This window comes from Streptomyces sp. DSM 116793 (genome assembly GCF_057320905.1).
Genome location: NZ_CM170494.1, coordinates 2,133,794 through 2,156,580, shown reverse-complemented (window position 1 = coordinate 2,156,580; position 22,787 = coordinate 2,133,794). Strand labels below are relative to the sequence as shown.

Annotated in this window: 19 protein-coding genes; 14 read left to right on the top strand and 5 right to left on the bottom strand. The window is 73.4% G+C overall.

Going from position 1 to position 22,787, the window contains the following annotated elements:
- Positions 1 to 18: 18 nt before the first annotated feature.
- The 3 genes from ACSMXW_RS09010 to ACSMXW_RS09000 all read left to right on the top strand — a co-directional run bounded on the left by ACSMXW_RS09010 (position 19) and on the right by ACSMXW_RS09000 (position 5,532).
- A complete protein-coding gene (locus tag ACSMXW_RS09010; protein WP_485805040.1) occupies positions 19 to 3,534 on the top strand; it encodes a S41 family peptidase in 3,516 nt (1,171 codons plus the stop codon).
- 397 nt (positions 3,535 to 3,931) lie between these two features.
- Positions 3,932 to 4,291 carry a histidine triad nucleotide-binding protein gene (locus ACSMXW_RS09005; protein ID WP_485805038.1) on the top strand — a complete coding sequence of 120 codons (360 nt, stop codon included), beginning with the start codon at positions 3,932 to 3,934 and terminating at the stop codon, positions 4,289 to 4,291.
- Positions 4,292 to 4,620: 329 nt separating this feature from the next.
- A complete protein-coding gene (locus ACSMXW_RS09000; RefSeq protein WP_485805036.1) occupies positions 4,621 to 5,532 on the top strand; it encodes a ribonuclease Z in 912 nt (303 codons plus the stop codon).
- 171 nt (positions 5,533 to 5,703) lie between these two features.
- Here the strand turns inward: ACSMXW_RS09000 and ACSMXW_RS08995 are convergent, their stop codons facing one another.
- Positions 5,704 to 6,603, bottom strand: a complete 900-nt coding sequence (locus tag ACSMXW_RS08995) for an IclR family transcriptional regulator (RefSeq protein ID WP_485805034.1) — start codon at positions 6,601 to 6,603, stop codon at positions 5,704 to 5,706.
- Between the two features lie 168 nt (positions 6,604 to 6,771).
- Between ACSMXW_RS08995 and ACSMXW_RS08990 the strand changes: the two genes are divergently transcribed.
- Both ACSMXW_RS08990 and ACSMXW_RS08985 read left to right on the top strand, forming a co-directional pair.
- Positions 6,772 to 8,067 (top strand): glucarate dehydratase family protein, encoded by a 1,296-nt coding sequence (locus tag ACSMXW_RS08990; RefSeq protein ID WP_485805032.1) that lies wholly within the window; start codon positions 6,772 to 6,774, stop codon positions 8,065 to 8,067.
- Between the two features lie 301 nt (positions 8,068 to 8,368).
- A complete protein-coding gene (locus ACSMXW_RS08985) occupies positions 8,369 to 8,752 on the top strand; it encodes a hypothetical protein (protein ID WP_485805030.1) in 384 nt (127 codons plus the stop codon).
- 232 nt (positions 8,753 to 8,984) lie between these two features.
- Here ACSMXW_RS08985 and ACSMXW_RS08980 read toward each other — a convergent pair whose 3' ends face one another.
- On the bottom strand, positions 8,985 to 10,343 hold the full coding sequence (locus tag ACSMXW_RS08980) for a family 4 glycosyl hydrolase (protein WP_485805028.1): 1,359 nt from the start codon (positions 10,341 to 10,343) through the stop codon (positions 8,985 to 8,987).
- A gap of 274 nt (positions 10,344 to 10,617) precedes the next feature.
- Here ACSMXW_RS08980 and ACSMXW_RS08975 point away from each other — a divergent pair, with 274 nt between their 5' ends.
- The 5 genes from ACSMXW_RS08975 to ACSMXW_RS08955 all read left to right on the top strand — a co-directional run bounded on the left by ACSMXW_RS08975 (position 10,618) and on the right by ACSMXW_RS08955 (position 15,544).
- The gene (locus ACSMXW_RS08975) at positions 10,618 to 11,724 is read left to right on the top strand and encodes a carbohydrate kinase family protein (protein WP_485805026.1); all 1,107 of its coding nucleotides are present in this window, start codon (positions 10,618 to 10,620) and stop codon (positions 11,722 to 11,724) included.
- A 226-nt stretch (positions 11,725 to 11,950) separates the two neighbouring features.
- Positions 11,951 to 13,009 (top strand): PhoH family protein, encoded by a 1,059-nt coding sequence (locus ACSMXW_RS08970; protein WP_485805024.1) that lies wholly within the window; start codon positions 11,951 to 11,953, stop codon positions 13,007 to 13,009.
- A 62-nt stretch (positions 13,010 to 13,071) separates the two neighbouring features.
- Complete coding sequence (ybeY, locus tag ACSMXW_RS08965; RefSeq protein ID WP_485807903.1) at positions 13,072 to 13,569, top strand: rRNA maturation RNase YbeY; 498 nt, start codon at positions 13,072 to 13,074, stop codon at positions 13,567 to 13,569.
- A gap of 4 nt (positions 13,570 to 13,573) precedes the next feature.
- The gene (locus ACSMXW_RS08960; protein WP_485805022.1) at positions 13,574 to 14,881 is read left to right on the top strand and encodes a hemolysin family protein; all 1,308 of its coding nucleotides are present in this window, start codon (positions 13,574 to 13,576) and stop codon (positions 14,879 to 14,881) included.
- Between the two features lie 309 nt (positions 14,882 to 15,190).
- Positions 15,191 to 15,544, top strand: a complete 354-nt coding sequence (locus ACSMXW_RS08955; RefSeq protein ID WP_485805020.1) for a cytidine deaminase — start codon at positions 15,191 to 15,193, stop codon at positions 15,542 to 15,544.
- A gap of 258 nt (positions 15,545 to 15,802) precedes the next feature.
- Here the strand turns inward: ACSMXW_RS08955 and ACSMXW_RS08950 are convergent, their stop codons facing one another.
- Entirely contained in the window at positions 15,803 to 16,141 is a 339-nt protein-coding gene (locus ACSMXW_RS08950; RefSeq protein WP_485805018.1) for a P-II family nitrogen regulator, read from the bottom strand.
- Positions 16,138 to 17,481, bottom strand: a complete 1,344-nt coding sequence (locus ACSMXW_RS08945) for an ammonium transporter (RefSeq protein ID WP_485805016.1) — start codon at positions 17,479 to 17,481, stop codon at positions 16,138 to 16,140. The genes ACSMXW_RS08950 and ACSMXW_RS08945 overlap by 4 nt, the downstream gene beginning before the upstream one ends.
- Before the next feature lie 625 nt (positions 17,482 to 18,106).
- On the opposite strand from ACSMXW_RS08945, the gene ACSMXW_RS08940 reads away from it, so the two are divergent.
- On the top strand, positions 18,107 to 19,279 hold the full coding sequence (locus ACSMXW_RS08940) for a GTPase Era (protein WP_485805014.1): 1,173 nt from the start codon (positions 18,107 to 18,109) through the stop codon (positions 19,277 to 19,279).
- Positions 19,280 to 19,557: 278 nt separating this feature from the next.
- Entirely contained in the window at positions 19,558 to 20,565 is a 1,008-nt protein-coding gene (locus ACSMXW_RS08935; RefSeq protein WP_485805013.1) for a LacI family DNA-binding transcriptional regulator, read from the top strand.
- A 45-nt stretch (positions 20,566 to 20,610) separates the two neighbouring features.
- On the opposite strand, the gene ACSMXW_RS08930 is transcribed toward ACSMXW_RS08935, so the two are convergent.
- Positions 20,611 to 21,954 carry an NsdA family TPR-like regulatory protein gene (locus tag ACSMXW_RS08930; RefSeq protein WP_485805011.1) on the bottom strand — a complete coding sequence of 448 codons (1,344 nt, stop codon included), beginning with the start codon at positions 21,952 to 21,954 and terminating at the stop codon, positions 20,611 to 20,613.
- Positions 21,955 to 22,205: 251 nt separating this feature from the next.
- On the opposite strand from ACSMXW_RS08930, the gene ACSMXW_RS08925 reads away from it, so the two are divergent.
- A complete protein-coding gene (locus ACSMXW_RS08925; RefSeq protein WP_485805010.1) occupies positions 22,206 to 22,379 on the top strand; it encodes a hypothetical protein in 174 nt (57 codons plus the stop codon).
- Positions 22,380 to 22,477: 98 nt separating this feature from the next.
- The gene (locus ACSMXW_RS08920) at positions 22,478 to 22,690 is read left to right on the top strand and encodes a hypothetical protein (RefSeq protein WP_485805008.1); all 213 of its coding nucleotides are present in this window, start codon (positions 22,478 to 22,480) and stop codon (positions 22,688 to 22,690) included.
- The last annotated feature ends 97 nt before the right edge of the window (positions 22,691 to 22,787 follow it).

The window sequence follows — 22,787 nt, the reverse complement described above, 5'->3', positions numbered from 1 at the left end:
CCTGCCTAGGCTGATCGTGTGACACAGTCTGGGTACCTTCGGTTTCCGCATCTTCACGGCGAGCTCATCGCCTTCACAGCAGAGGACGACGTCTGGGTCGCGCCCCTCGACGGCGGCCGCGCCTGGCGGGTCAGCGCGGACAACATGCCGGTCAGCCACCCCCGGATCTCCCCGGACGGCCGGACCGTGGCCTGGACCTCCCGGCGCGACGGGGCGCCCGAGATCCATGTCGCCCCCCTGGACGGCGGGCCGTCCCGGCGGCTGACGCACTGGGGCAGCTACCAGACCGGCGTGCGGGGCTGGACGCCCGACGGCCGGGTGCTCGCCGTCAGCGCCCACGGCCAGGCGTCCCTGCGCCGCACCTGGGCCCGTGCCGTCCCGCTGGACGGCGGCCCCGCCGAGACGCTGCCGTACGGGCCGGTCGGCTCGGTCGCGTACGGGCCCGCGGGCCAGGTCCTCGTGGTGTCCGTGCCGATGGGCCGCGAGGCCGCGTGGTGGAAGCGCTACCGCGGCGGCAGCATGGGCAAGCTCTGGATCGACCGCGCGGGCGACGGCGAGTTCGTCCGCGTCCACGAGGAGTTGGACGGCAACATCGAGTACCCGATGTGGGTCGGCGACCGCATCGCCTTCCTCTCCGACCACGAGGGCGTCGGCGCGGTCTACTCCTCCCTGCCGGACGGCTCGGACCTGCGCCGGCACACGGACCTCGGGGACGGCCCCGGCAGCACGCCCGCGCAGGCGCCCGCCCAGGGCGCCCCGGCAGCCCCGGACGCCGAGCACGCCGGCACCGCCGCCGAGCACGCCGGAGCCGGGGAAGCGGGCGAGGCAGGAGAAGCGAGCGGGGCCGCGGAGGCCGCGGGGACCGGGGAAACCGGTGATGCCCGGACAGCCGGGACAGCCGGGGCAGAAGGGGCTGCGGGAGACGCCGGAAGCACCGGGAGTGCCGGAGACGCGGCGGCCCCGGCGACGGCCAAGGCCTCGACGGCCAAGGCCTCGACGGCGAGGACCCCCCTGCACGGCTTCTACGCGCGGCACGCCGCCACCGACGGCCGCCGCGTCGTCTACGCGCGCGCCGGCGAGCTGTGGATCCTGGACGATCTGGACGGCGCCGAGCCCCGGCGGCTCGACATCCGCCTCGGCGGCCAGCGCACCGACCTCCAGCCGTACCCGCTGAACGCCTCCCGCTGGTTCGGCGCCGCCGCGCCCGACCACACCGGCCGGGGCAGCGCCGTCGCCGTGCGCGGCGCCGTCCACTGGGTCACCCACCGTGAGGGCCCCACCCGCGCGCTGGCCGCCACGCCCGGCGTCCGGGCCAGGCTGCCGCGCACCTTCCGCGCCGACGGCGAGGAGCAGGTGGTCTGGGTGACGGACGCGGAGGGCGACGACGCGCTGGAGTTCGCCCCCGCCACCGGGCTCGCGCCGGGCGCCACGCCCCGCAGGATCGCGGCCGGGCAGCTCGGCCGGGTGCTGGGCCTCGCCATGGCCCCGGACGGCAGCCGCGCCGCCGTCGCCTCCCACGACGGCCGGGTGCTGCTGGTGGAGCGGGAGTCCGGCGAGGTGCGCGAGGTGGACAGGAGCGAGCACGGCGAGGCGTCCGGTCTCGTCTTCTCGCCGGACTCGGCCTGGCTCGCCTGGTCGCACGCCGGGCCGCGCCCGCTGCGCCAGCTCAAGCTCGCCGGCACCGCGGACCTCACGGTCAGCGAGGCCACCCCGCTCAGGTTCCGCGACTACGCCCCGGCCTTCACGCTGGACGGCAAGCACCTGGCGTTCCTCTCCGAGCGCTCCTTCGACCCGATCTACGACGAACACGTCTTCGACCTGGCGTTCGTGGACGGCTCACGGCCGCACCTGATCACCCTCTCGGCCACCACGCCCGCGCCCTTCGGGCCGCAGCGGCACGGCCGGCCCTTCGAGGCGCCCGACAAGGACGAGACGCCCGACAGCGAGGGCGCGCCGGCCACCCGGATCGACCTGGAGGGCCTCGCCGACCGCATCGTGCCCTTCCCCGTCGAGGCGGGCCGCTACTCGACCCTGCGGGCCGCCAAGGACGGGCTGCTGTGGCTGCGCCACCCGGTGCTCGGCGTGCTCGGCTCGTCCCGGGCCAGGCCCGACGACCAGGACCCCAAGTCCGACCTGGAGCGCTACGACCTCGTCCAGCAGAGCGTCGAGCACCTGGCCTCGGGCGCCGACCACTACGCCGTCAGCGGCGACGGCAAGCGGGTGCTGCTGTGGACGGACGGCAAGCTGAAGGTGGTGCCGAGCGACCGGCGCGCCTCGCACGACGACGACAGCGACACCAACATCACCGTCGACCTCTCCCGGGTGCGTCAGAAGGTCGACCCGGTGGCCGAGTGGCGGCAGATGTACGCCGAGGCGGGCCGCCTGATGCGGGACCACTTCTGGCGGGCCGACCTGGGCGGCGTCGACTGGGACGGCGTGCTGGACCGCTACCGCCCGCTGCTGCACCGCGTCGCCACCCACGACGACCTGGTCGACCTGCTCTGGGAGGTGCAGGGCGAGCTGGGCACCTCGCACGCGTATGTGACGCCGTCCAGCGGCTACGGCGGCTCCGCCACCCGGCAGGGCCTGCTCGGCGCCGACCTGTCGCGGCACGCGGACGGCCTGTGGCGGATCGACCGCATCCTCCCCTCGGAGACCTCCGACCCGGGCGCACGCTCCCCGCTCGCCGCACCCGGCGTCGCGGTCCGCGCGGGCGATGCGGTGATCGCGGTCGCCGGCGAGCCCGTGGACCCGGTCACCGGGCCCGGGCCGCTGCTGGTGGGCACCGCGGGCAAGCCGGTCGAGCTGACCATCTCGCCCGCCGGCGGCGGGGAGCCGCGGCATGCGGTGGTCGTGCCGCTCGACGACGAGGAGCCGCTGCGCTACCACGCCTGGGTCGCCGATCGCCGCGCCTATGTGCACGAGCGCTCCGGCGGCCGGCTCGGCTACCTCCACGTCCCCGACATGCAGGCGCCCGGCTGGGCCCAGATCCACCGCGACCTGCGGGTGGAGGTGGCGCACGACGGCCTCGTGGTGGACGTGCGGGAGAACCGCGGCGGGCACACCTCGCAGCTCGTGATCGAGAAGCTGGCCCGCCGGATCATCGGCTGGGACGTGCCGCGCGGCCTCAGGCCCTCCAGCTACCCGGAGGACGCGCCGCGCGGCCCGGTCGTCGCCGTCGCCAACGAGTACTCGGGGTCCGACGGCGACATCGTCAACGCCGCGATCAAGGCCCTCGGCATCGGCCCCGTCGTCGGCACCCGCACCTGGGGCGGCGTGATCGGCGTCGACAGCCGCTACCACCTGGTCGACGGCACCCTGGTCACCCAGCCCAAGTACGCCTTCTGGATCGAGGGGTACGGCTGGGACCTGGAGAACCACGGCGCCGACCCGGACGTGGAGGTCGTCACCACGCCCCAGGACCACGCGGCGGGCCGCGACCCGCAGCTCGACGAGGCGATCCGGCTGGCCCTCGCCGCGCTGGACGAGCGCCCGGCGAAGACCCCGCCGCCGCTGCCGGAAGCGGGGGCGTGAACCGGCCGCCCGGGGCCGGACCTCGCTCCGGCTCCCGGCCCCCCGCCGGGCCGGACGGCCGCGGTCGCGGTGCGGGCGCGGGGGAGTGGCGGCGGGCGCGGGGCCCTCTCGCGCCGCCGGCCCGGCGGTCGCCGTGGCGGGGCAGCTCCGTGCGTGCGCCCGGCCCGGGCACGTCCGGCGACGCCCCGCCGTGGCCCGCTGTCCGCCCGGCGCATCGGCCACCGGGCCCTCGGTGGGAGGAAGCCCGCCGGCGGATAGCATGCGACGGTACCCGTCGCGGCGGCCCCGCGTCCGGGGCGCCGGCGCGGCGGACCCGCGCCCGGAGTGCCGGACCGCCGTGACTCGGCGGCCGGCCGCCGCCGGGCAGCCGAAGTGAACGACGTCGAGGAGGCGTGACGTGGCCGGAGAGCCGCAGGCCGACTGCCTGTTCTGCAAGATCGTCGCAGGGGAGGTGCCGGCGACGGTGGTCCGGGAGACCGAGACGACCGTCGCGTTCCGCGACATCAACCCCCAGGCTCCCACCCATGTCCTGGTCATCCCCCGGGCGCACTACTCCGACGCCGCCGCGCTCGCCGCCGCCGAGCCGACCGTCGTGGCGGACGTGCTGCGCGAGGCCGCCGAGGTCGCCGCGGGCGACAAGGTGGACGCCACCGGGTACCGCGTGGTGTTCAACACCGGCACCGGCGCGGGACAGACCGTCTTCCACGCCCACGCGCACGTGCTGGGTGGCCGCGGGCTCCAGTGGCCGCCCGGCTAGGGGGTTTCTGATGGATCTGCGTGGGAGAAGGATCGGCTCCCCCACTGCCTCAAAGGCGTGGGAGGTGCCCCCAGCGCATGCTCTGGGGGTGCCCCCTGCTCGAAGAGCTTGGGGGAGTGCCGGGTGCACGTCCTCGTACTGGGCGTACGTGGGCTTGTGCCCGGTGCGGCGAGCGGGGGTGCCCCCGCGCGTGGGGGCACCCCCACGCGAGCCCGTTCGAGCGTGGGGGAGCAGCCGAGCGTGGGGGAGCGTGCCGGGCGTCGCGACGCCGCGGAGATCCATCAGAAGCCCCCTAGGCCCGGTGGCGCACGCAGGTCGGGCGGCGATCCGTGTCCGTACGTGAACTGGTGGTGCTCGGCACCGCGAGCCAGGTGCCCACCCGGGGGCGCAACCACAACGGCTATGTGCTGCGCTGGGACGGCGAGGGCATCCTCTTCGACCCCGGTGAGGGCACCCAGCGGCAGATGCTGCGTGCCGGGGTCGCCGCGCACGACCTGCACCGCCTCTGCGTCACCCACTTCCACGGCGACCACTCGCTGGGGCTCGCCGGGGTGATCCAGCGCATCAACCTGGACCGGGTGCCGCACGAGATCACCGCCCACTACCCGGCGAGCGGCAAGCGGTTCTTCGACCGGCTGCGGTATGCGACGGCCTACCGGGAGACGGTGCCGCTCACCGAGGTCCCGGTGGGCGGCGACGGCGTGCTCGCCCGGACGCCCGCGTACCGCCTGGAGGCCCGGCGGCTCTCCCACCCCGTGGAATCCTTCGGCTACCGCCTGGTGGAGCCCGACGGCCGCAGGATGCTGCCCGACCGGCTGGCCGCGCACGGCATCACGGGCCCCGACATCGGCCGCCTCCAGCGCGCCGGCGAGCTGCGCGGCGTCACCCTCGACGAGGTCAGCGAGGCCCGCCGCGGCCAGCGCTTCGCGTTCGTCATGGACACCCGCCTCTGCGACGCCGTGTACGCCCTCGCCGAGGGCTGCGACCTGCTCGTCATCGAGTCCACGTTCCTCGACGAGGACAAGGCCCTGGCCGACGAGTACGGGCACCTCACCGCCGCCCAGGCCGCCCGCGCCGCCCGTGACGCGGGCGTCCACCACCTGGTCCTCACCCACTTCAGCCAGCGCTACACGGACCCCACGGCCTTCGCACGCGACGCGCGGGAGGCGGGTTTCGAGGGCGAACTGACGGTGGCGTCGGACCTCCTGACGGTCCCGATGCCGAAACGGCGTCAGCGGTGATGCCAGGCCCTCCGGCGTTTGAGGACGAGCGCGCGGCGCGATGGAGCCGGTCCCGGGGGATGCCTCCCAGGCACTCAGGGCTCCCCACCGCCTTGACGGCGCGGGAGGTACCCCCCCAGGGAGACTGAGGACGAGCCCGGAAGGCGAGAACACCGTCGCCCCCGAAGACCCTCACCGCCACTGGACCCGGCTCCCCCCGGAGGGCACCGTCGACTCGATCCGCCCCCGGACCGCCCGCATCACGGAGACGATCCGCTCCTCGTGTGCGGGCGTGACCCGAGCGACCGGCACGGAGCAGCTGATCGCGTCCACCGGGGGCCGCTCGTACCGCAGCGCGAACCCGTAGCCCACGATCCCGGCCACGCCCTCCTCCCGGTCCACCGCGTACCCGCGCCGCCGGGTCTCCGCGAGGTCCGCCGCCAGCGCGGCCCGCTCGGTGAGCGTGTTCGGGGTGAACCGCTCGTACGGCCCCGGGGGCAGGTCCTCGTCCGGCCGCTGGGCCAGCAACGCCTTGCCCAGCGCCCCGACGTGCGCGGGCAGCCGCCGCCCCACCCGGCTGATCGTCCGCAGGTACTCGTGGGACTCCCGGGTCGCGAGGTACGCGACGTTCATGCCGTCGAGCCGGCCGAGGTGGATGGTCTCGCCGACCGCGTCCGACGCCTCGTCGAGGAACGGCCGCACGGCCCGCACCCGGGGGTCGGAGTCGAGATAGCTGGTCCCGGTGAGCAGCGCGTGGATGCCGATGCCGTACAGCGACCCGGTCACATCGGTGCGCACCCAGCCGCGCGCGATCAGCGTCTGAAGCAGCGCGTACATGGAGCTGCGCGGCACCCCGAGCCCCTCGGCCAGCTCCTGGAGTCGGGCGGGCCGGTCCCCGCGGGCCGCGAGCACCTCCAGCAACTCGACGGTGCGGGCGGCCGACTTCACCTCCCGGACGCCGCCGCCCGCGGAACTCCCGCTGACGGTGCCCCGTTCCGCGGCACTCCCGGCACTCCCGGCACCCCCGTCCGCGGCCCCCGCCGCACCGCCGCCGGACCGGGCGCGGTGCTCCGCGTCGTCTGTCTCCCGCATGGGCCGATCGTAATGGTGGCTGCACTGGTGGCTGCACGACCGTTGACGGCATCCGGTTCGCGTACCTAATCTGCGTCTTCATACGTAGACACCATCTCCATAGAGAGATCACGGCCGGACTCGCCCGCTGCGGGACGGGGTCGGACCCGATCTCGTAGGAGCCGCCCCGTGAGCCGTGATCTGACCATCGCCGAGGTGCGTCTGACGCCGATCCTCGTCGCCGACCCGCCTCTGCTGAACACGCAGGGCGTCCACCAGCCGTACACCCCCCGGCTGATCATCGAGGTGGTCACCGCCGACGGCATATCGGGCTTCGGCGAGACCTACGGCGACGCCAAGTACCTGGAGCTGGCCGGGCCGTTCGCCGAACGGCTCGCCGGGCGGCAGGTGAGCGGCCTGAACGGGCTGCTCGGTGCCGTCGACGAGGTCGCGGTCGACCGGGCGCGGGTGGAGAACGCGGTGGACGTGGGCGGCCTGCGCGGCGTGCAGACCGCCGACAAGCTGCGGCTCTCCGTCGCCTCCGGCTTCGAGGTGGCCTGTCTGGACGCGCTCGGCAAGGCGCTCGGAGTGCCTGTGCACACCGTGCTCGGCGGCAAGGTCCGCGACGCGGTCGAGTACAGCGCCTACCTCTTCTACAAGTACGGCGCCCACCCGGAGGGCGTCGCGAGCGAACCGGACGACTGGGGCGAGGCGGTGGACCCCGCCGGGATCGTCGCGCAGGCTCGCAGGTTCACCGAGCGCTACGGCTTCGGCTCCTTCAAGCTGAAGGGCGGGGTGTTCCCGCCGGACGAGGAGGTGGCCGCCGTCCGCGCGCTCGCCGAGGCATTCCCCGGCCGCCCGCTGCGGCTCGACCCCAACGGCGCCTGGTCCGTGCCGACCTCGCTGAAGGTCGCGGAGGAGCTGGGCGACGTCCTGGAGTACCTGGAGGACCCCACCCTGGGCACCTCCCGCATGGCCGAGGTCGCCGCCCGGACGGATGTGCCGCTGGCCACCAACATGTGCGTGACGACCTTCGCGGAGATCCCCGAGGCGTTCACCAAGGGCGCCGTGCAGGTCGTGCTCTCCGACCACCACTACTGGGGCGGGCTGCGCAACACCCAGCAGCTCGCGGCCATCTGCCGCACCTTCGGCGTCGGCGTCTCCATGCACTCCAACACCCACCTCGGCATCAGTCTCGCCGCGATGACCCATGTCGCGGCCACCGTGCCGGGGCTGCACCACGCCTGCGACTCGCACTACCCCTGGCAGTCCGAGGACGTGCTCACCGAACGCCTCACCTTCGACGACGGCCGGGTCACCGTCTCCGACGCGCCCGGCCTGGGCGTCGAGGTCGACCGCGACCGGCTGGCGTTCCTGCACCGGCGCTGGCTCGACGACGACGGCTCGATGCGCGACCGCGACGACGCCGCCGCCATGCGGGTCACCCGGCCAGGGTGGACCGCCCCGGCGGTGCCTCGCTGGTAGCCGTACCAGGCCCCGCACCTGCCCCGGCCCACGCCGGCGGACGCCACCGCCAGCCACCACCGATAAATCGATATATCGCTGATGCTCGGACCCGCACCGCGTCGCATCGCACTGCGTCGCACCACAGGGCACCGCACTTCGCACTGCGTCGTGCCTGTGGGCGGGCCGGCCGGCCGCAAGGAAGCGAGCCGCCCGTGTCCGGCACCCCTGACGAACTCCCCGTCCCCGGCCGCCGCGGCCCCGGAGCATCCGCCCGCGGTGCGCTCCGCGGTGCCTGACGGGCTCCGGCACGGCCACCGTCGTGGTCGGGTCGATCTCCGGCGCGCTGCTGGAGATGCACGGGGTGTGGGGGCATGCGGGCTGGCAGTGGATGTTCTTCACCGAGGGCGTCTTCTCCGTGGTGCTCGGCGTGGTCGTCCACCGCTTCCTGGACTCCGGCATCGAGAGCGCCCGCTGGCTCACCGACGAGGAGAAGGCCGGCCTGGTCGCCGTCATCGACGCGGAGCCGGCGTCGCCGATCTTCTGGACGATTCCGCAGAGCTACCTCGACGCCCGGCCCGCGGCGCCGGGCATCGCCCTCATCAACTCACTGGGCAACCTGGGCGGCTTCGTCGCCCCGACGCCTTCGGCCTCATCGAGGACGCCACCGGCTCCACCAAGGCCGGACTCGTCGGCCTCACGGTGATCGGTTTCCTCGCGGCGCTGAGCGTGCTGCTGATCCGCGGCGGTGGGCGCAACGACCGGGTGCGGGCCACCGCGGCCCCTGCCGCAGGGCGCACGGCGCGATCCGAGCGTCCCCCGGCGCCGGGCACGGCCCGTTCCGCGCGGACACCGTCCGGGCGGAACGGCAGCGCGGCGTCGCGGGGCGCCTGAACGGCCGACCGTCCGGCGCGGAGCCCAGGTTCTCCGCGCCCCGTTCACGCCTTGGCCGCCCGCTGAAGGATGCGGGCGGCGACCGCCGGGGAGTCGACGAGGGGATGGAGCGCCAGGGCGCGGAGCGCGGCGGTGCGGTCCTTGTAGAGGGCCGCGTCGATCGTCGCCCGCTCCACCGCCTTCAACTGGAGCATCAACCCCAGCTCGGCCGGTCCCAGCGGGGCGGCCGGCACCGGCCGGGCGCCCTCCGCACCGACCTCGCAGACCGTCTCGATCACCGCGTCGGACGGCAGGGCGGGCACGGTGCCGGCATTGGGCACGTTCAGGATCAGGCGGGTGCGGCGGTCGCCGGCGATTGCCCGCATCAGGGCGAGCGCCACCTGGTCGTAGCCGCCGCCGTCCAGGTCGCAGGTGTCGCGCTGCCAGCCGCCGGTGGCCGCGCGGCTGTCCGCCATGTACGTCTCCTCGCGCCGCAGCCGTGTGGCCTCCCACAGCTCGTACGCCCGCGCCGGCTCGCGGGCGGCCCGCGCGAAGAAGTCGCGCTGCTGGTGGTCGAGGAACGCGCCGCGGGTCTCGTCCGCGTCCCGCACCGCGGCGAGGGTCTCCCGGCGGAAGTAGTAGTAGTGCAGGTACTCGTTCGGCAGGGCGCCCAGCGCCTGGAGCCAGTCGGTGCCGAACAGCCTGCCCTCCTCGAACCCGGCCAGCGCGTCCGCGTCCGCGAGCAGGTCCGGCAGCAGGTCCCGGGTGCCGTCGTGGAGCGTCCGCAGCCAGCCCAGGTGGTTGAGGCCCACGTAGTCGTACGACGGCGCGGGGGAGCCGGCGGCGGCCGGGGGGCCGAAGAACAGGTCGGGGTCGCACCCCGCGGCCCGTGCCGCGCGCCGCACCAGGCCCACCGGGGAGTCGCAGATGCCGATGACCCGCTCGCCGAGCACCGCGGACATCGCCTCGGTCACCAGGCCCGCGGGGTTGGTGAAGTTGATGACCCAGGCGCGCGGGGCCACGGCCGCCACCCGCTCCGCGATGTCCAGCGCCACGGGCACGGTGCGCAGCCCGTACAGCACCCCGCCGGCGCCGACGGTCTCCTGGCCGAGCACGCCCTCGGCGAGCGGCACCCGCTCGTCCCGCACCCGGCCCGCGGTGCCGCCCACCCGGATCGCCGAGAACACGAAGTCGGCGCCGCGCAGGGCGTCGTCGAGGTCCTCCGCGACCCGTACGGCCGGGAAACGCGCCCGCCCGCCGGCGGCCTCGGCCGCAACCTCGACCTGCCCCAGCACCGAGCGCACCACGCCGACCCGCGCCGGGTCCGTGTCGTACAGCGTCAGTTCGGAGACGTCGCCGCCGGCCAGGGCCCGGTACACGAGCGGGACGCGGAAGCCGCCGCCGCCGAGAATCGTCAGCCTCATGAGGCGGAACGTACCCCATGGCACGGACAACGCCCCCAAGCCCCCACCGCGGCCCGGGCGACGCCCGCCGCACCCCGCACGTGCCCCCCCACGGCCCCCGGTCCCGCCGCACCGGCCCGTGCCCCGGCACCGGGGGCGCACACCGCCTCCGTACGCAACCGCACGCGCGCACAGGCGCCCACCGGCCGCGGCTGTGCACGACAGTCTCTCGTGCCCCCGCCGCCCCACCGATCGGGCACACTGGCCAGACCAGCGCCACGCAGGGGAGTGCACCGTGACGGAAGACGACGGAGAGCTGAGGCACCGGGTCCCTCTCGACCCGCTCACCGCTGTGCGGGCCCCCGAGGACCCCATGATCGACGTCTACCTCACCGGGACGGTCTTCCTCGACATCATCTTCACCGGCCTCGACAGCGCACCGGTGCGCGGCACCGAGTCCTGGGCCCGCGGCATGGGGTCGAGCCCCGGCGGCATCGCCAACATGGCGACCGCCCTCGCCAGGCTGGGGCTGCGCACCTCGCTGGCGGCGGCGTTCGGGGACGACCACTACGGCGAGTACTGCTGGGACGCGCTGGAGCAGGGCGAGGGCATCGACCTGGCGCCGTCGCGCACCGTCCCCGGCTGGCACTCGCCGGTGACCGTCTCGATGGCCTACGAGGGCGAACGGACGATGGTCTCGCACGGGCACGAGCCGCCGCCGGAGGAGCCGGCGCCCCGCTGCCCGCCACGCGCGCGTGCCGCGGTCGCCGCGCTCACGCCCGGCAAGCGGGCGCCCTGGATCGCCGAGGCGGCCCGGCACGGCACCCGGATCTTCGCCGACGTCGGCTGGGACGACACCGGGCACTGGGACCTCGCCGGGCTCCCCGACCTGCAGTACTGCGAGGCGTTCCTGCCGAACGCCGAGGAGGCCATGCGGTACACCCGCACCGGCTGCCCGCGGCGCGCCGCGCAGGCGCTCTCCGAGCGGGTGCCGGTGGTCGTGGTGACGCTGGGCGCGGACGGGGCGTACGCGGTGGACGGCAGGTCCGGCGAGGAGGCGGAGGTACCGGCGATCGACGTGGAGGCGCTGGACCCGACCGGCGCGGGCGACGTCTTCGTGGCGGGCTTCGTGACCGGGACACTCGCGGGCTGGCCGCTGGCCGACCGGCTCGCGTTCGCGGGGCTCACGGCGGCGCTGTCCGTCCAGGAGTTCGGGGGCTCGCTGTCGGCGCCCGGGTGGTCCGAGATCGCCGCCTGGTGGCGGCACGTGCAGCAGTACGACGACCAGAACCCGTCCGCGCTGCGGCGGTACGCGTTCCTGGACACGCTCCTGCCCACCACGGCCCGCGCCTGGCCCCTGCCCCGAGCGGTCCCGACCATCGGTTTCCGCCGCGCCCTCTGAGTGGTGATGACGTGACGTGTTCCGGTGGTGGCCCGCGGTGAGGGCCGTGGGGGGAATCGGCGGGGCGGGCAGCTCCAAGACACCGCGAACACGCCCGCGCCCGCCTCACCCGGCCCGAAAAGGGGTCTGCGTTGTCGGTACCCCGACGTACCCTGGAACGTGCCGGGAGCGCCCCGGAGGCAAGACGCCGCACACAGGAGGATCCGCAGGCCTCAAGAGCCGGCCCATGACTCACACACCCACAGCACACGACCCCGCACAGCGGCAGCGGCAGGCACGGGCACACTTCACCGTCCCCGCGCAGCACCCCATGGTCACTGTCCTGGGTTCCGGAGACGCACTGCTCCGAGTGATCGAGAAGGCCTTCCCGGCGGCCGACATCCACGTCCGGGGCAACGAGATCAGCGCCGTGGGCGATCCGGCGGAAGTCGCCCTCGTGCAGCGCCTGTTCGACGAGATGATGCTGGTGCTCCGCACCGGACAGCCGATGACGGAGGACGCGGTGGAACGCTCGATCGCCATGCTCAGGGCGAGTGAGAACGGCGAGAGCGACGCCGAGGAGACCCCCGCGGAGGTCCTCACGCAGAACATCCTCTCCTCCCGCGGCCGCACCATCCGCCCCAAGACCCTCAACCAGAAGCGCTACGTCGACGCCATCGACAAGCACACGGTCGTCTTCGGCATCGGCCCCGCCGGCACCGGCAAGACGTACCTGGCGATGGCCAAGGCCGTGCAGGCCCTGCAGTCCAAGCAGGTCAACCGCATCATCCTGACCCGCCCCGCGGTGGAGGCGGGCGAGCGCCTCGGCTTCCTGCCCGGCACGCTCTACGAGAAGATCGACCCCTACCTCCGCCCGCTGTACGACGCCCTGCACGACATGCTCGACCCCGACTCCATCCCCCGCCTGATGGCGGCCGGGACCATCGAGGTCGCCCCCCTGGCCTACATGCGCGGCCGCACGCTGAACGACGCGTTCATCATCCTGGACGAGGCGCAGAACACGAACCCCGAGCAGATGAAGATGTTCCTCACCCGCCTCGGCTTCGACTCGAAGATCGTGATCACCGGCGATGTGACCCAGATCGACCTGCCCAGCGGCACCAAGAGCGGCCTGCGCCAGGTCCAGGAGATCCTGGAGGGCGTGGAGGACGTCCACTTCTCCCGCCTCACGTCGCACGATGTCGTACGCCACAAGCTGGTCGGCCGTATTGTCGACGCATACGAGGAGTACGACAGCCGCAACGGCACGGTGAACGGCGGCCAGGCCCACCGGGGCGCCCGATGAGCCGTGGGCCGAGGCGTCGTGCGCTGCCCGGCGAGTAACGGAAAGTGGACCGAGCACCAGCCATGTCGATCGACGTCAACAACGAATCCGGTACCGAGGTCGACGAGCGGGCGATCCTCGACATCGCCCGCTACACCCTGACCCGGATGCGTATCCACCCGCTCAGTGAGCTCTCGGTGATCGTCGTGGACGCCGGCGCCATGGAGCAGCTCCACATGCAGTGGATGGACCTGCCGGGGCCGACGGACGTCATGTCGTTCCCCATGGACGAGCTCCGCCCGCCCTCCAAGGACGACGACGAGCCCCCGCAGGGTCTGCTCGGCGATGTCGTGCTCTGCCCCGAGGTCGCCGCCCGGCAGGCCAAGGAGGCCCCCACCCGGCACACCATGGACGAGGAGTTGCAGCTCCTCACCGTGCACGGCGTGCTGCACCTGCTCGGCTACGACCACGAGGAGCCGGACGAGAAGGCCGAGATGTTCGGCCTGCAGTCGGCCATCGTGGACGGCTGGCGCGCCGAGCAGGGCGTGCCGGGCCCCTCCCCGGCCCCGACGGTCTCCTAGCGCCGTGAGCATCCAGCTGATCATCGGCGCGGTCCTGCTGATCGTGGTCGCCTGGCTGGCCGCCTGCGCCGAGGCGGGCCTCGCGCGCACCTCCAGCTTCCGCGCGGACGAGGCCGTGCGGTCCGGCCGGCGCGGCAGCGCCAAGCTGGCCCTGATCGCCGCCGACCCGACCCGCTACCTCAATGTGGCGCTGCTGGTCCGGGTGGCGTGCGAGATGGCGGCGGCCGCGCTGGTGACGTACGTCTGCCTGCGGGAGTTCGACAGCACCTGGCAGTCGCTGCTCGTGGCGATCGCCGTGATGGTGCTGGTGAGCTATGTCGCCGTCGGGGTCTCGCCGCGCACCATCGGCCGTCAGCACCCGCTGAACACCGCCACGATCGCCGCGTACGTGCTGCTGCCGCTGGCGAGGATCATGGGCCCCATCCCGTCCCTGCTGATCCTCATCGGCAACGCCCTCACCCCCGGCAAGGGCTTCCGCCGGGGCCCGTTCGCGTCCGAGGCCGAACTGCGGGCGCTGGTGGACCTCGCGGAGCAGGAGTCCCTGATCGAGGACGAGGAGCGCCGCATGGTGCACTCCGTCTTCGAACTGGGCGACACCCTCGTCCGGGAGGTCATGGTGCCCCGCACCGACCTGATCGTGATCGAGCGGTACAAGACCATCCGCCAGGCCCTGACGCTGGCGCTGCGGTCCGGCTTCTCGCGTATCCCGGTGACCGGTGAGAGCGAGGACGACATCGTCGGCATCGTCTACCTGAAGGACCTGGCCCGCCGGACGCACATCAGCCGGGAGGCCGAGTCCGAGCTGGTGTCGACGGCGATGCGGCCGGCCACGTTCGTGCCCGACACCAAGAACGCCGGCGACCTGCTCCGCGAGATGCAGCAGGAGCGCACGCACGTCGCCGTCGTCATCGACGAGTACGGGGGCACCGCGGGCCTCATCACCATCGAGGACATCCTCGAGGAGATCGTCGGCGAGATCACCGACGAGTACGACCGCGAGCAGCCGACGGTGGAGAAGCTCGACGACGACCGGTACCGGGTCACCGCGCGGCTCGACATCGGCGACCTCGGCGAGCTGTACGGCCTGGAGGCCTTCGACGACGAGGACGTGGAGACCGTCGGCGGCCTGCTCGCCAAGGCGCTCGGCAGGGTGCCGATCGCGGGCGCGTCGGCGGTGGTGGCGCTGCCCGACGGTCGCGGGCTGCGGCTCACCGCGGAGTCCGCGGCGGGCCGCCGCAACAAGATCGTGACGGTCCTCGCGGAACCGGTCGCGCCGGCACACGCGACGGTCCCCGAGGAGCCGGAGACGTAACGGCCCCTCGCCTCCTTCTCAGCGCTTCGCGCCCACCGGCCGCCCCGTCAGGGGCGCGGGGACTGCGTGGGCGACCCGGATGCGCCTGTGGCGGGCCACCGGGCCGAGCCCGTTGCGGTCGTCTGCTTGGCCGCTGGCCGGTGGTGGCTGGTCGCGCAGTTCCCCGCGCCCCTGGTGAGGGCGCTTCGCGCCCGTCGGTTGCGCAGTCGGGGCGTGAGCAACCGCGACGTGCCCCCGGCCGGGCGTCGGGCGGGGCGGGTGACCGGCCCCGTGGCGAGGGGGGCCGGGGACCGCTCGTATCCTCGGGGCATGACCGACAGCAGCGCGCTCGATCCCGAGGACCGCAAGATCGTGACCCTGGCCCGTTCCGCGCGGGCCCGCAACTCCGTGCCGGAGGGTGCGGCCGTACGGGACGAGACCGGCCGTACCTATGTCGCCGGAACGGTGGCGCTGGACTCGCTCAAGCTGAGCGCGCTGCAGACCGCGGTGGCGATGGCGGTGGCGTCCGGGGCGCGGTCGCTGGAGGCCGCGGCCGTGGTCACCGACGCGGACGCGGCGTCCGAGACGGACCGTGCGGCCGTGGCGGACCTCGGTGGCCCGGCGACACCCATCCTGCTCGCTGGCCCCGACGGCACCGTCCGCTCGACGATCACGGCGGGCTAGGCACGCGCCGGCGACGTCGGCGGTGCGGGGTGCGCCCCGACGAGGGGCGCGGGGAACTGCGCGAGCAACCCACCACCGGCAGGTGGTCCGGATACGCCCGCGACAACCCCATGCGGGGGCGTGCGGCACCTGCCGCCAGGCGTGCGAGGCCTGCCCGATGCTACCGGCGACGCCTGCCGGGCGTACCGGCGACGCCTGCCGGCGTACCGCGGGCGCCTGCCGGGCGCACCGCCGACGCCTGCCGGGCGTACCGGCGAACTACAGGGCGTCCGGCCCCCGTTCACCCGTACGCACCCGCACCACCGAGTCCACCGGCACCGCCCACACCTTGCCGTCCCCGATCTTCCCGGTCCACGCGGCCCGCACCACCGCGTCGATGACGGTGTCCGCCTCGGTGTCCGCGACGACGACCTCGATGCGGACCTTGGGTACCAGGTCGACCCGGTACTCGGCACCCCGGTAGACCTCGGTGTGGCCGCGCTGCCTGCCGTAGCCACTGGCCTCCGTCACGGTCAGGCCGTGCACGCCGAGTTCCTGGAGCGCGGTCTTCACCTCGTCGAGGCGGTGCGGCTTCACGACCGCGGTGATCAGCTTCATTCGGCGGGGCTCCTGTCCTTCGTCGGGCCCGGCGCCAGGGACGGGGTCTGGGCGGCGCCGTGGCCGAGCACCCCGTGATCGTAGGCCGTCTCCGCGTGCAGTGTCTGGTCCAGGCCCGTCATCTCCTCCTCGCTGGACGCCCGGAAGCCCATCACCTTGTGGATGACCGTTCCGATGACGTACGTCACCGCGAACGTGTACGCCGCCACGCAGACCACCGCGACGGCCTGCTTGCCGAGTTGGGCGGCCCCGCCGCCGTAGAGGAGGCCCTTGGCGCCGCCGGTCATCGACGCGGTGGCGAAGAGGCCGATGAGGAGCGTGCCGATGACGCCGCCGACGAAGTGCACGCCGACCACGTCCAGCGAATCGTCGTAGTTCAGACGGAACTTCCACGCCACCGCGTAGGAGCAGACCACACCCGCGGCCAGGCCGATCACCGCGGCGCCGGGCATCGCGACCGTGCCGCACGACGGCGTGATCGCCACGAGACCGGCGACCGCGCCCGAGGCCGCCCCGAACGTGGTGGGGTGGCCGTCGCGGCGGTGCTCCACGAAGAGCCAGCCGAGCAGACCCGTGCAGCCGGCCACCACGGTGTTGAGCAGCGCCGCCGCCGCGAGACCGTCGGCGGCGAGAGCGGAGCCGCCGTTGAAGCCGAGCCAGCCGAACCAGAGCAGGCCCGCGCCGAGCATCACCAGGGGGAGGCTGTGCGGCCGCATCGCGTCCTTCTTGAACCCGATCCGCGGGCCCAGTACCAGGGCGACGGCGAGCCCGGAGGCGCCCGAGGCGATCTCCACCACCAGGCCGCCCGCGAAGTCCAGCGCCCCGAGCGAGTGGGCGATCCAGCCGCCCGGGCCCCACACCCAGTGCGCCACCGGAACGTATACGAGCAGCGTCCAGACCGGCACGAAGACCAGCCAGGCCGTGAACCTGGTGCGGTCCGCGATGGCACCGCTGATCAGGGCCGCGGTGATCATCGCGAAGGTGAGCTGGAAGGTGCTGAACAGCAGGGTGGGCACCGTGCCGGTGAGGGTGTCGGGGCCGATGCCGGCCATGCCGAGGTGGTCCGCGTTCCCGATGAGCCCCGCGAAGGCGTCGTCCCCGAAGGCGAGCGAGTAGCCGGCGGCCAGCCAGACGACGGTCACGAGGGCGATGGAGACAAAGCTCATCAGGAGCATGTTGAGCACGCTCTTCGTGCGCACCATGCCGCCGTAGAAGAGCGCGAGGCCCGGCGTCATCAGGAGGACCAGCGCGGTGGCGGCGAGCAGCCACGCGGTGTCGCCGCTGTCGAGTCCGGATGTCTGCGCGGCGGCCTGCGGCGCCAGGGTCTGCACGGTCTGCACGGGCTCTTACTCCTCCGGTGGACCCTTCGGGGGCGGCGGGTGCGGCGCCTCCCCCAGGGGCGGGCAGCACGGCGACTCCGACGAGGGTCGCTGCCGCGCATTTCGCTCCGGAGACATGGGTGTTTCCGCGGTGTTTCACGTAACCGGGGTGTTACCGGGGCCTCATCCGTGCCACCGGTTCCATCGGTCCCATCGGTCCCATCGGTTCCATCGGTTCCATCGGTCCCATCGGTTCCATCGGTGCCGTCCGTGCCATTGGTGCCGTCCGTGCCATTGGTGCCGTCCGCGCCCCGGTCCGGCCTACCCTGCCGCCCGCGCCACCGCCTCGCCGTGCGCCCGCCCGACCACGGCCGGACTCGGCGGGCTCGACCCCCACACGGCCCGGCGCCCCGCCACGGGCCTGGACCCGCACGGGCCGGCTCCCGTGCCGTGACCTCCGCGGTACGGCGTCCATACGCACCCCCGCACTCCTGTGCGCCCCGCACGCGCACAGGTCCAGGCCCCCGGGGAGCCGCGGAACCCCGGGAACGCACGGGCTCCCCTCCCGCCCCGGGACGCCCCTCACTCCCCGCGCCGCACCCGCCTGTGTGCAGAGTGCCCTCCGGCATCGGCCACAATGGGCACCATGACCAGCCGCACCCAGCCGTCAGAGCCGGCTCAGCAGCCCCACCGGGCAGGCTTCGCCTGCTTCGTGGGCCGCCCCAACGCGGGCAAGTCCACCCTGACGAACGCTCTGGTCGGTCAGAAGGTGGCCATCACCTCCACCCGCCCCCAGACCACCCGCCACACGGTCCGGGGCATCGTGCACCGGCCCGACGCGCAGCTGGTCCTCGTCGACACCCCGGGCCTGCACAAGCCGCGCACGCTCCTCGGCGAGCGGCTGAACGACGTGGTGCGCACCACCTGGGCCGAGGTCGACGTCATCGGCTTCTGCCTCCCCGCCGACCAGCGCATCGGCCCCGGCGACCGCTTCATCGCCAAGGAACTGGCCGAGATCAGGAAGACCCCCAAGGTCGCCATCGTCACCAAGGCCGACCTCGTCGACTCCCAGACCCTGGCCGAGCAGCTCATGGCCGTCGACCAGCTCGGCAACGACCTCGGCATCGAGTGGGCGGAGATCATCCCGGTCTCCGCCGTGGACGTCCTGCCGACCCGCGCCGTCGCGGCCGCCGGCGCCTCCGTCGCGACCGGGGGCACCCCCGCCGTGGCCGGGGACACCCCCGCCGTGGCCGGGGACACCCCCGCCGTGGTCGGGAGCACCCCCGACGAGAACGGGAGTGCCCCCGCCGCAGCCGGGAACGGCGCCGCGGACACCGGGCGGGCCGGGGCCGCCGGGGCCGCCGCGCGCCGCGGGCGCCCCGCCGACGGCCAGGTCGGCCTGCTCGCCGACCTCCTGATTCCGCTGCTCCCTGAGGGCCCCGCCCTCTACCCGGAGGGCGACCTCACGGACGAGCCGGAGCAGGTGATGGTCGCCGAGCTGATCCGCGAGGCCGCCCTGGAGGGCGTCCGCGACGAGCTGCCCCACTCCATCGCGGTCGTCGTCGAGGAGATGCTGCCCCGCCCCGACCGCCCGGCGGACCGCCCGCTGCTCGACATCCACGCCAACGTCTACATCGAGCGCCCCAGCCAGAAGGGCATCGTCATCGGCCCGAAGGGCAAGCGCCTGAAGGACGTCGGCACCAAGTCCCGGCAGCAGATCGAGGCGCTGCTCGGCACGCCCGTCTTCCTCGACCTGCACGTCAAGGTCGCCAAGGACTGGCAGCGCGACCCGAAGCAGCTGCGTAAGCTCGGATTCTGACGAGGCCTCAGGAGGGCCCCATCCCACGGCCCGAGCCGACGTTCGCCACACCGGTTCCGGCTAGCCGCGCGCGGGGACCGGCCACCGGCGACCGGGGCCCGGGGCCTAGGGTCGGGAGCCGGGGCCGGACCGGCCCTGGAGGCCGGCGGCAGCCCGGCCCGGCTCCCGGCGGTCCGGGGGCCCGGATCCCACCGGCCCGGGGATACCAAGGATGAAATCCTTTTCACGCCCAGGTACCCTGATACCCACAGGGCGCGGAAAGGACATGGACACAGGTGGTGACGATCCATGACGTGGCGCGTGCCGCCGGTGTCTCACCGGCGACCGTGTCCCGCGTCTTCAACGGCGGCAATGTCACGCCCGCGCGTGCCCACTCCGTGCAGCAGGCGGCGGCCGCGCTGGGCTTCGCGCCCAACCGGGTGGCGCGCTCGCTGCGCAAGCAGCAGTCGAGCGTGATCGGGCTGGTCATACCCGACATCGGCAACCCGTTCTTCACGTCGCTGGCGCGCGGCGTCGAGGACGCCGCGCAGCGCACCAGCCTCTCGGTGGTGCTCTGCAACTCCGACGAGGACACCGACAAGGAGCGCCGCTACCTTCAGGTGGCGCTCGGCGAGCAGATGGCCGGCGTGATCGTCGCCGCGGCCTCCCGGGACCGTACGGACCTGGGGCCGCTGATCGAGCGCGGCATCCCGGTGGTGGCCGTGGACCGCAGGCCCCACGAGGCCGACGTGGACGCGGTGATGGTGGACAACCACCACGGCGGCGAGGTCGCCACCCGCCACCTCCTCAGGTCCGGTTACCGCAGGATCGCCTGCATCACGGGACCCGAGGGCGCCTCCACCTCCGAGGAGCGGCTCGCCGGCTACCGCGCCGCGCTGACCGCCGCGGCGGACCGGCCGGATGACGCCGACACCCACCGCTATGTGCGGCACGCCGACTTCCGCGTCGAGGGCGGCCGGCTCGCGATGCGCGAGCTGCTGGCGATGCCCGAGCCGCCCGACGCCGTGTTCGTCGCGAACAACCTGATGACCATCGGCGTGCTGGAGGCCCTGCGCGAGGCCGGGCAGGAGCCGCCGGACCTGGGGGTGCTGTCGTTCGGCGACATCCCCTGGGCGTCGCTCGTGCGCCCCTCCCTGACGACGGTCGAGCTGCCGTCGTACGAGCTCGGGCGGACCGCGGCGGACCTGCTGCTCCAGCGGATGTCGGGCGGCTCGGCCGCCCTCCAGACGGTCGTTCTGCGCACCACGCTGCACGCCCGGGAGAGCACGGCGGGGCCGCGGGGGTAGTGCGCCCCCGGGGTGTGGGATCGTCGGCGGCTGCCGGTCCGCCCCTCAGGACTGTGTGAAATCGGCAGGAGTGATGGTGCGGGCGCGAGCGTAGAGTTCGCGCGCCGCGGGGTTCCTCAGGTACGGGCTGATCAACTTGTACATGTTCCTCATCCGTTGATCGACGCGACCTGACTGGACCATCGGGTAGTCGTCGAGTGCCAGATGCCAGGTCGCGCAGGCTTCTTCCAGATGACCGATGGCGATCTGCCGTTCGGCGAGCAAGGAGCGTTCTTTCACGCGGGTACGACGGTAGACGGCGTGCCGGAGATCGTCCGACTTCTGCATCGCCTCGACGGCGCCGGTCACATCGCCCAGCTCGTACCGCACCTGACTCGTGTGGTACTGCAACGAGGACGGATCGTACGAGCCGAACGCCTTCTCCCGCGACTCCGCCTTGTCCATGGCCACCTCGGCCTCACGGAGATACCTCAGCGCACCGTCGCGGTCGCCGATCTGCGCGCTCGCATGCGCCTGCTGGCCCGCGAGGAAAGCCCGCATCCGGGGTCCTGCCTGCGGGGACGCCGCGGCGGCTGCGTCGGCGAGGCGCATCGCATAGGGCCCGTGTCCCTGGTCGACCGCCTGAACGCTCATTCCCCGTAGCGTCGTGCAGTACGTCAAGTGGTCCTCTGACGCCCCGGCAAGCTCCAGCGCCTTGAGGTAGTACTGCTGTGCAAGACCATGCAGGCCTTCGTCCACGGCCATATAGCCCGTGAGATAGCACAGGTCGGAGGCTGCCGACATCATCGCCTTGCGCACGTCCTCCGGTCCTGCGCATCGCAGGTACGGGCCGACCGTGTTCACCAGGAAGGCCGCGGCCATGGGCCGGGCGTGGCGGCCGCCGAACTGGTCGTCCAGTTCGGAGATGCGCTCGGTCATGGCGATGACCGTCTCGACGTCCTGCATCCCCACGTGGCGCACACGGCCCGTCTGCACCCGCTCCATGCGGCCGACGACGTCCGGCCAGTCGGGCACCGTCAATGCCACGGAGAAGAGGGTGGCGCCGAGGACGCTGCGCCGCGAAGGGTCCATGTCCTTTATGCCCAGGTCGATCAGTCCCTCCGCCGCGCTCGTGGGCGCCCCGTCACCCAGGGCCGGGTCGGGAAAACCCGCTTCCGAGTAGGTGATCGGGCGTCCGAGCGCGCGTGCCAGAGCCTCCAGGACGAGCGCGCGGGAATTCTCCCTCGGTAACGCCCCGCCGAGCCATTGGTGAACGGAAGGCGCGCTGTACCTGGTCGGACGTCCCCGCTCGGTGGCGATCTTGTTCACCTCGCGCGCGAAGCGTTCGAGCGTCCATCCGGTTTCTCCGAACAGACGCTCCAGGTATTTGTTGGGGCCGCGGTCTGTCACTGCCCGTTTCTCCCTTTCTCAGGGGACTTAACGAACTTAAAAATCCGTGCCTCCTCCAAGGTACCGCGGTCACCCCCCGTGTCGGTTGTCTGTACGTGTCCGTCTCGGACCAAGGTGCAGCTTGCCGCGGTGTGTTGACACGTCGTCAGTGCCTGGCGCCAGTTGCCGGGTGCGCGGCGGGACACGACGGATGGTGTCGGCGTCGAACCCCGCGGACAGCCGGGGCCGGGACAGCATGCGGGGAATCGGACGTGGTCGAGAAGCAGTGTTCCTGCAACAACGGTGCGGTGTTCGTTCGCGTGCCGACTCAGGTGCGGGAATGGAGCAGCATACGGCAGGAATTCGTGCGGCGGACTGTCGATGTGCTGAAGGAAGCGGAATGCCCCGCCTGTGAGGGGTCCGGCTGGCTTCCGGAAGAGGAGTAGCTCCCGGTGGAGGGGTTCGCGCCGGGTGCCGCAGGAGAGGAAAGAGAATGACCGGGCCGGAGAAAGAGGAGCCTCGTGCTGAGAACTCTGCTGGGAGCATGCGGGAGGCGGAAGACGTTCTCCGCGATCTCAAGGGTGCTCTTCGCGCCGTCGGTATCGTCCTGCCGTCGCTGTGGGTCGATCCGGTCGGGTTGTGCAACGACCCGCCCGCGCACCTGGTCGAGCTGGGACGCGTCAACGTCCAGACCGCACGGAAGCTCACCGCCGTGCTGAAGGCGGGCGCGGGGGCGGGGGAGGAGCGGGGCGCGTGAAGCCGGCCCGGAGCGGGCGGCATGCGGCGTCGGCGCCCAAGGCGGCCTCGCGGCCCCGAATCGGGCGGCTCGAACGACAGCAGGCCCCGGCCGCCCT

Coding starts and splice junctions, on each gene's coding strand:
- ACSMXW_RS08995 (WP_485805034.1), bottom strand. CDS start 6,603: ATGCGGGAGACAGACGACGCGGAGCACCGCGCCCGGTCCGGCGGCGGT.
- ACSMXW_RS08980 (WP_485805028.1), bottom strand. CDS start 10,343: ATGAGGCTGACGATTCTCGGCGGCGGCGGCTTCCGCGTCCCGCTCGTG.
- ACSMXW_RS08970 (WP_485805024.1), top strand. CDS start 11,951: ATGACTCACACACCCACAGCACACGACCCCGCACAGCGGCAGCGGCAG.
- ybeY (WP_485807903.1), top strand. CDS start 13,072: ATGTCGATCGACGTCAACAACGAATCCGGTACCGAGGTCGACGAGCGG.
- ACSMXW_RS08955 (WP_485805020.1), top strand. CDS start 15,191: ATGACCGACAGCAGCGCGCTCGATCCCGAGGACCGCAAGATCGTGACC.
- ACSMXW_RS08950 (WP_485805018.1), bottom strand. CDS start 16,141: ATGAAGCTGATCACCGCGGTCGTGAAGCCGCACCGCCTCGACGAGGTG.
- ACSMXW_RS08940 (WP_485805014.1), top strand. CDS start 18,107: ATGACCAGCCGCACCCAGCCGTCAGAGCCGGCTCAGCAGCCCCACCGG.
- ACSMXW_RS08920 (WP_485805008.1), top strand. CDS start 22,478: ATGCGGGAGGCGGAAGACGTTCTCCGCGATCTCAAGGGTGCTCTTCGC.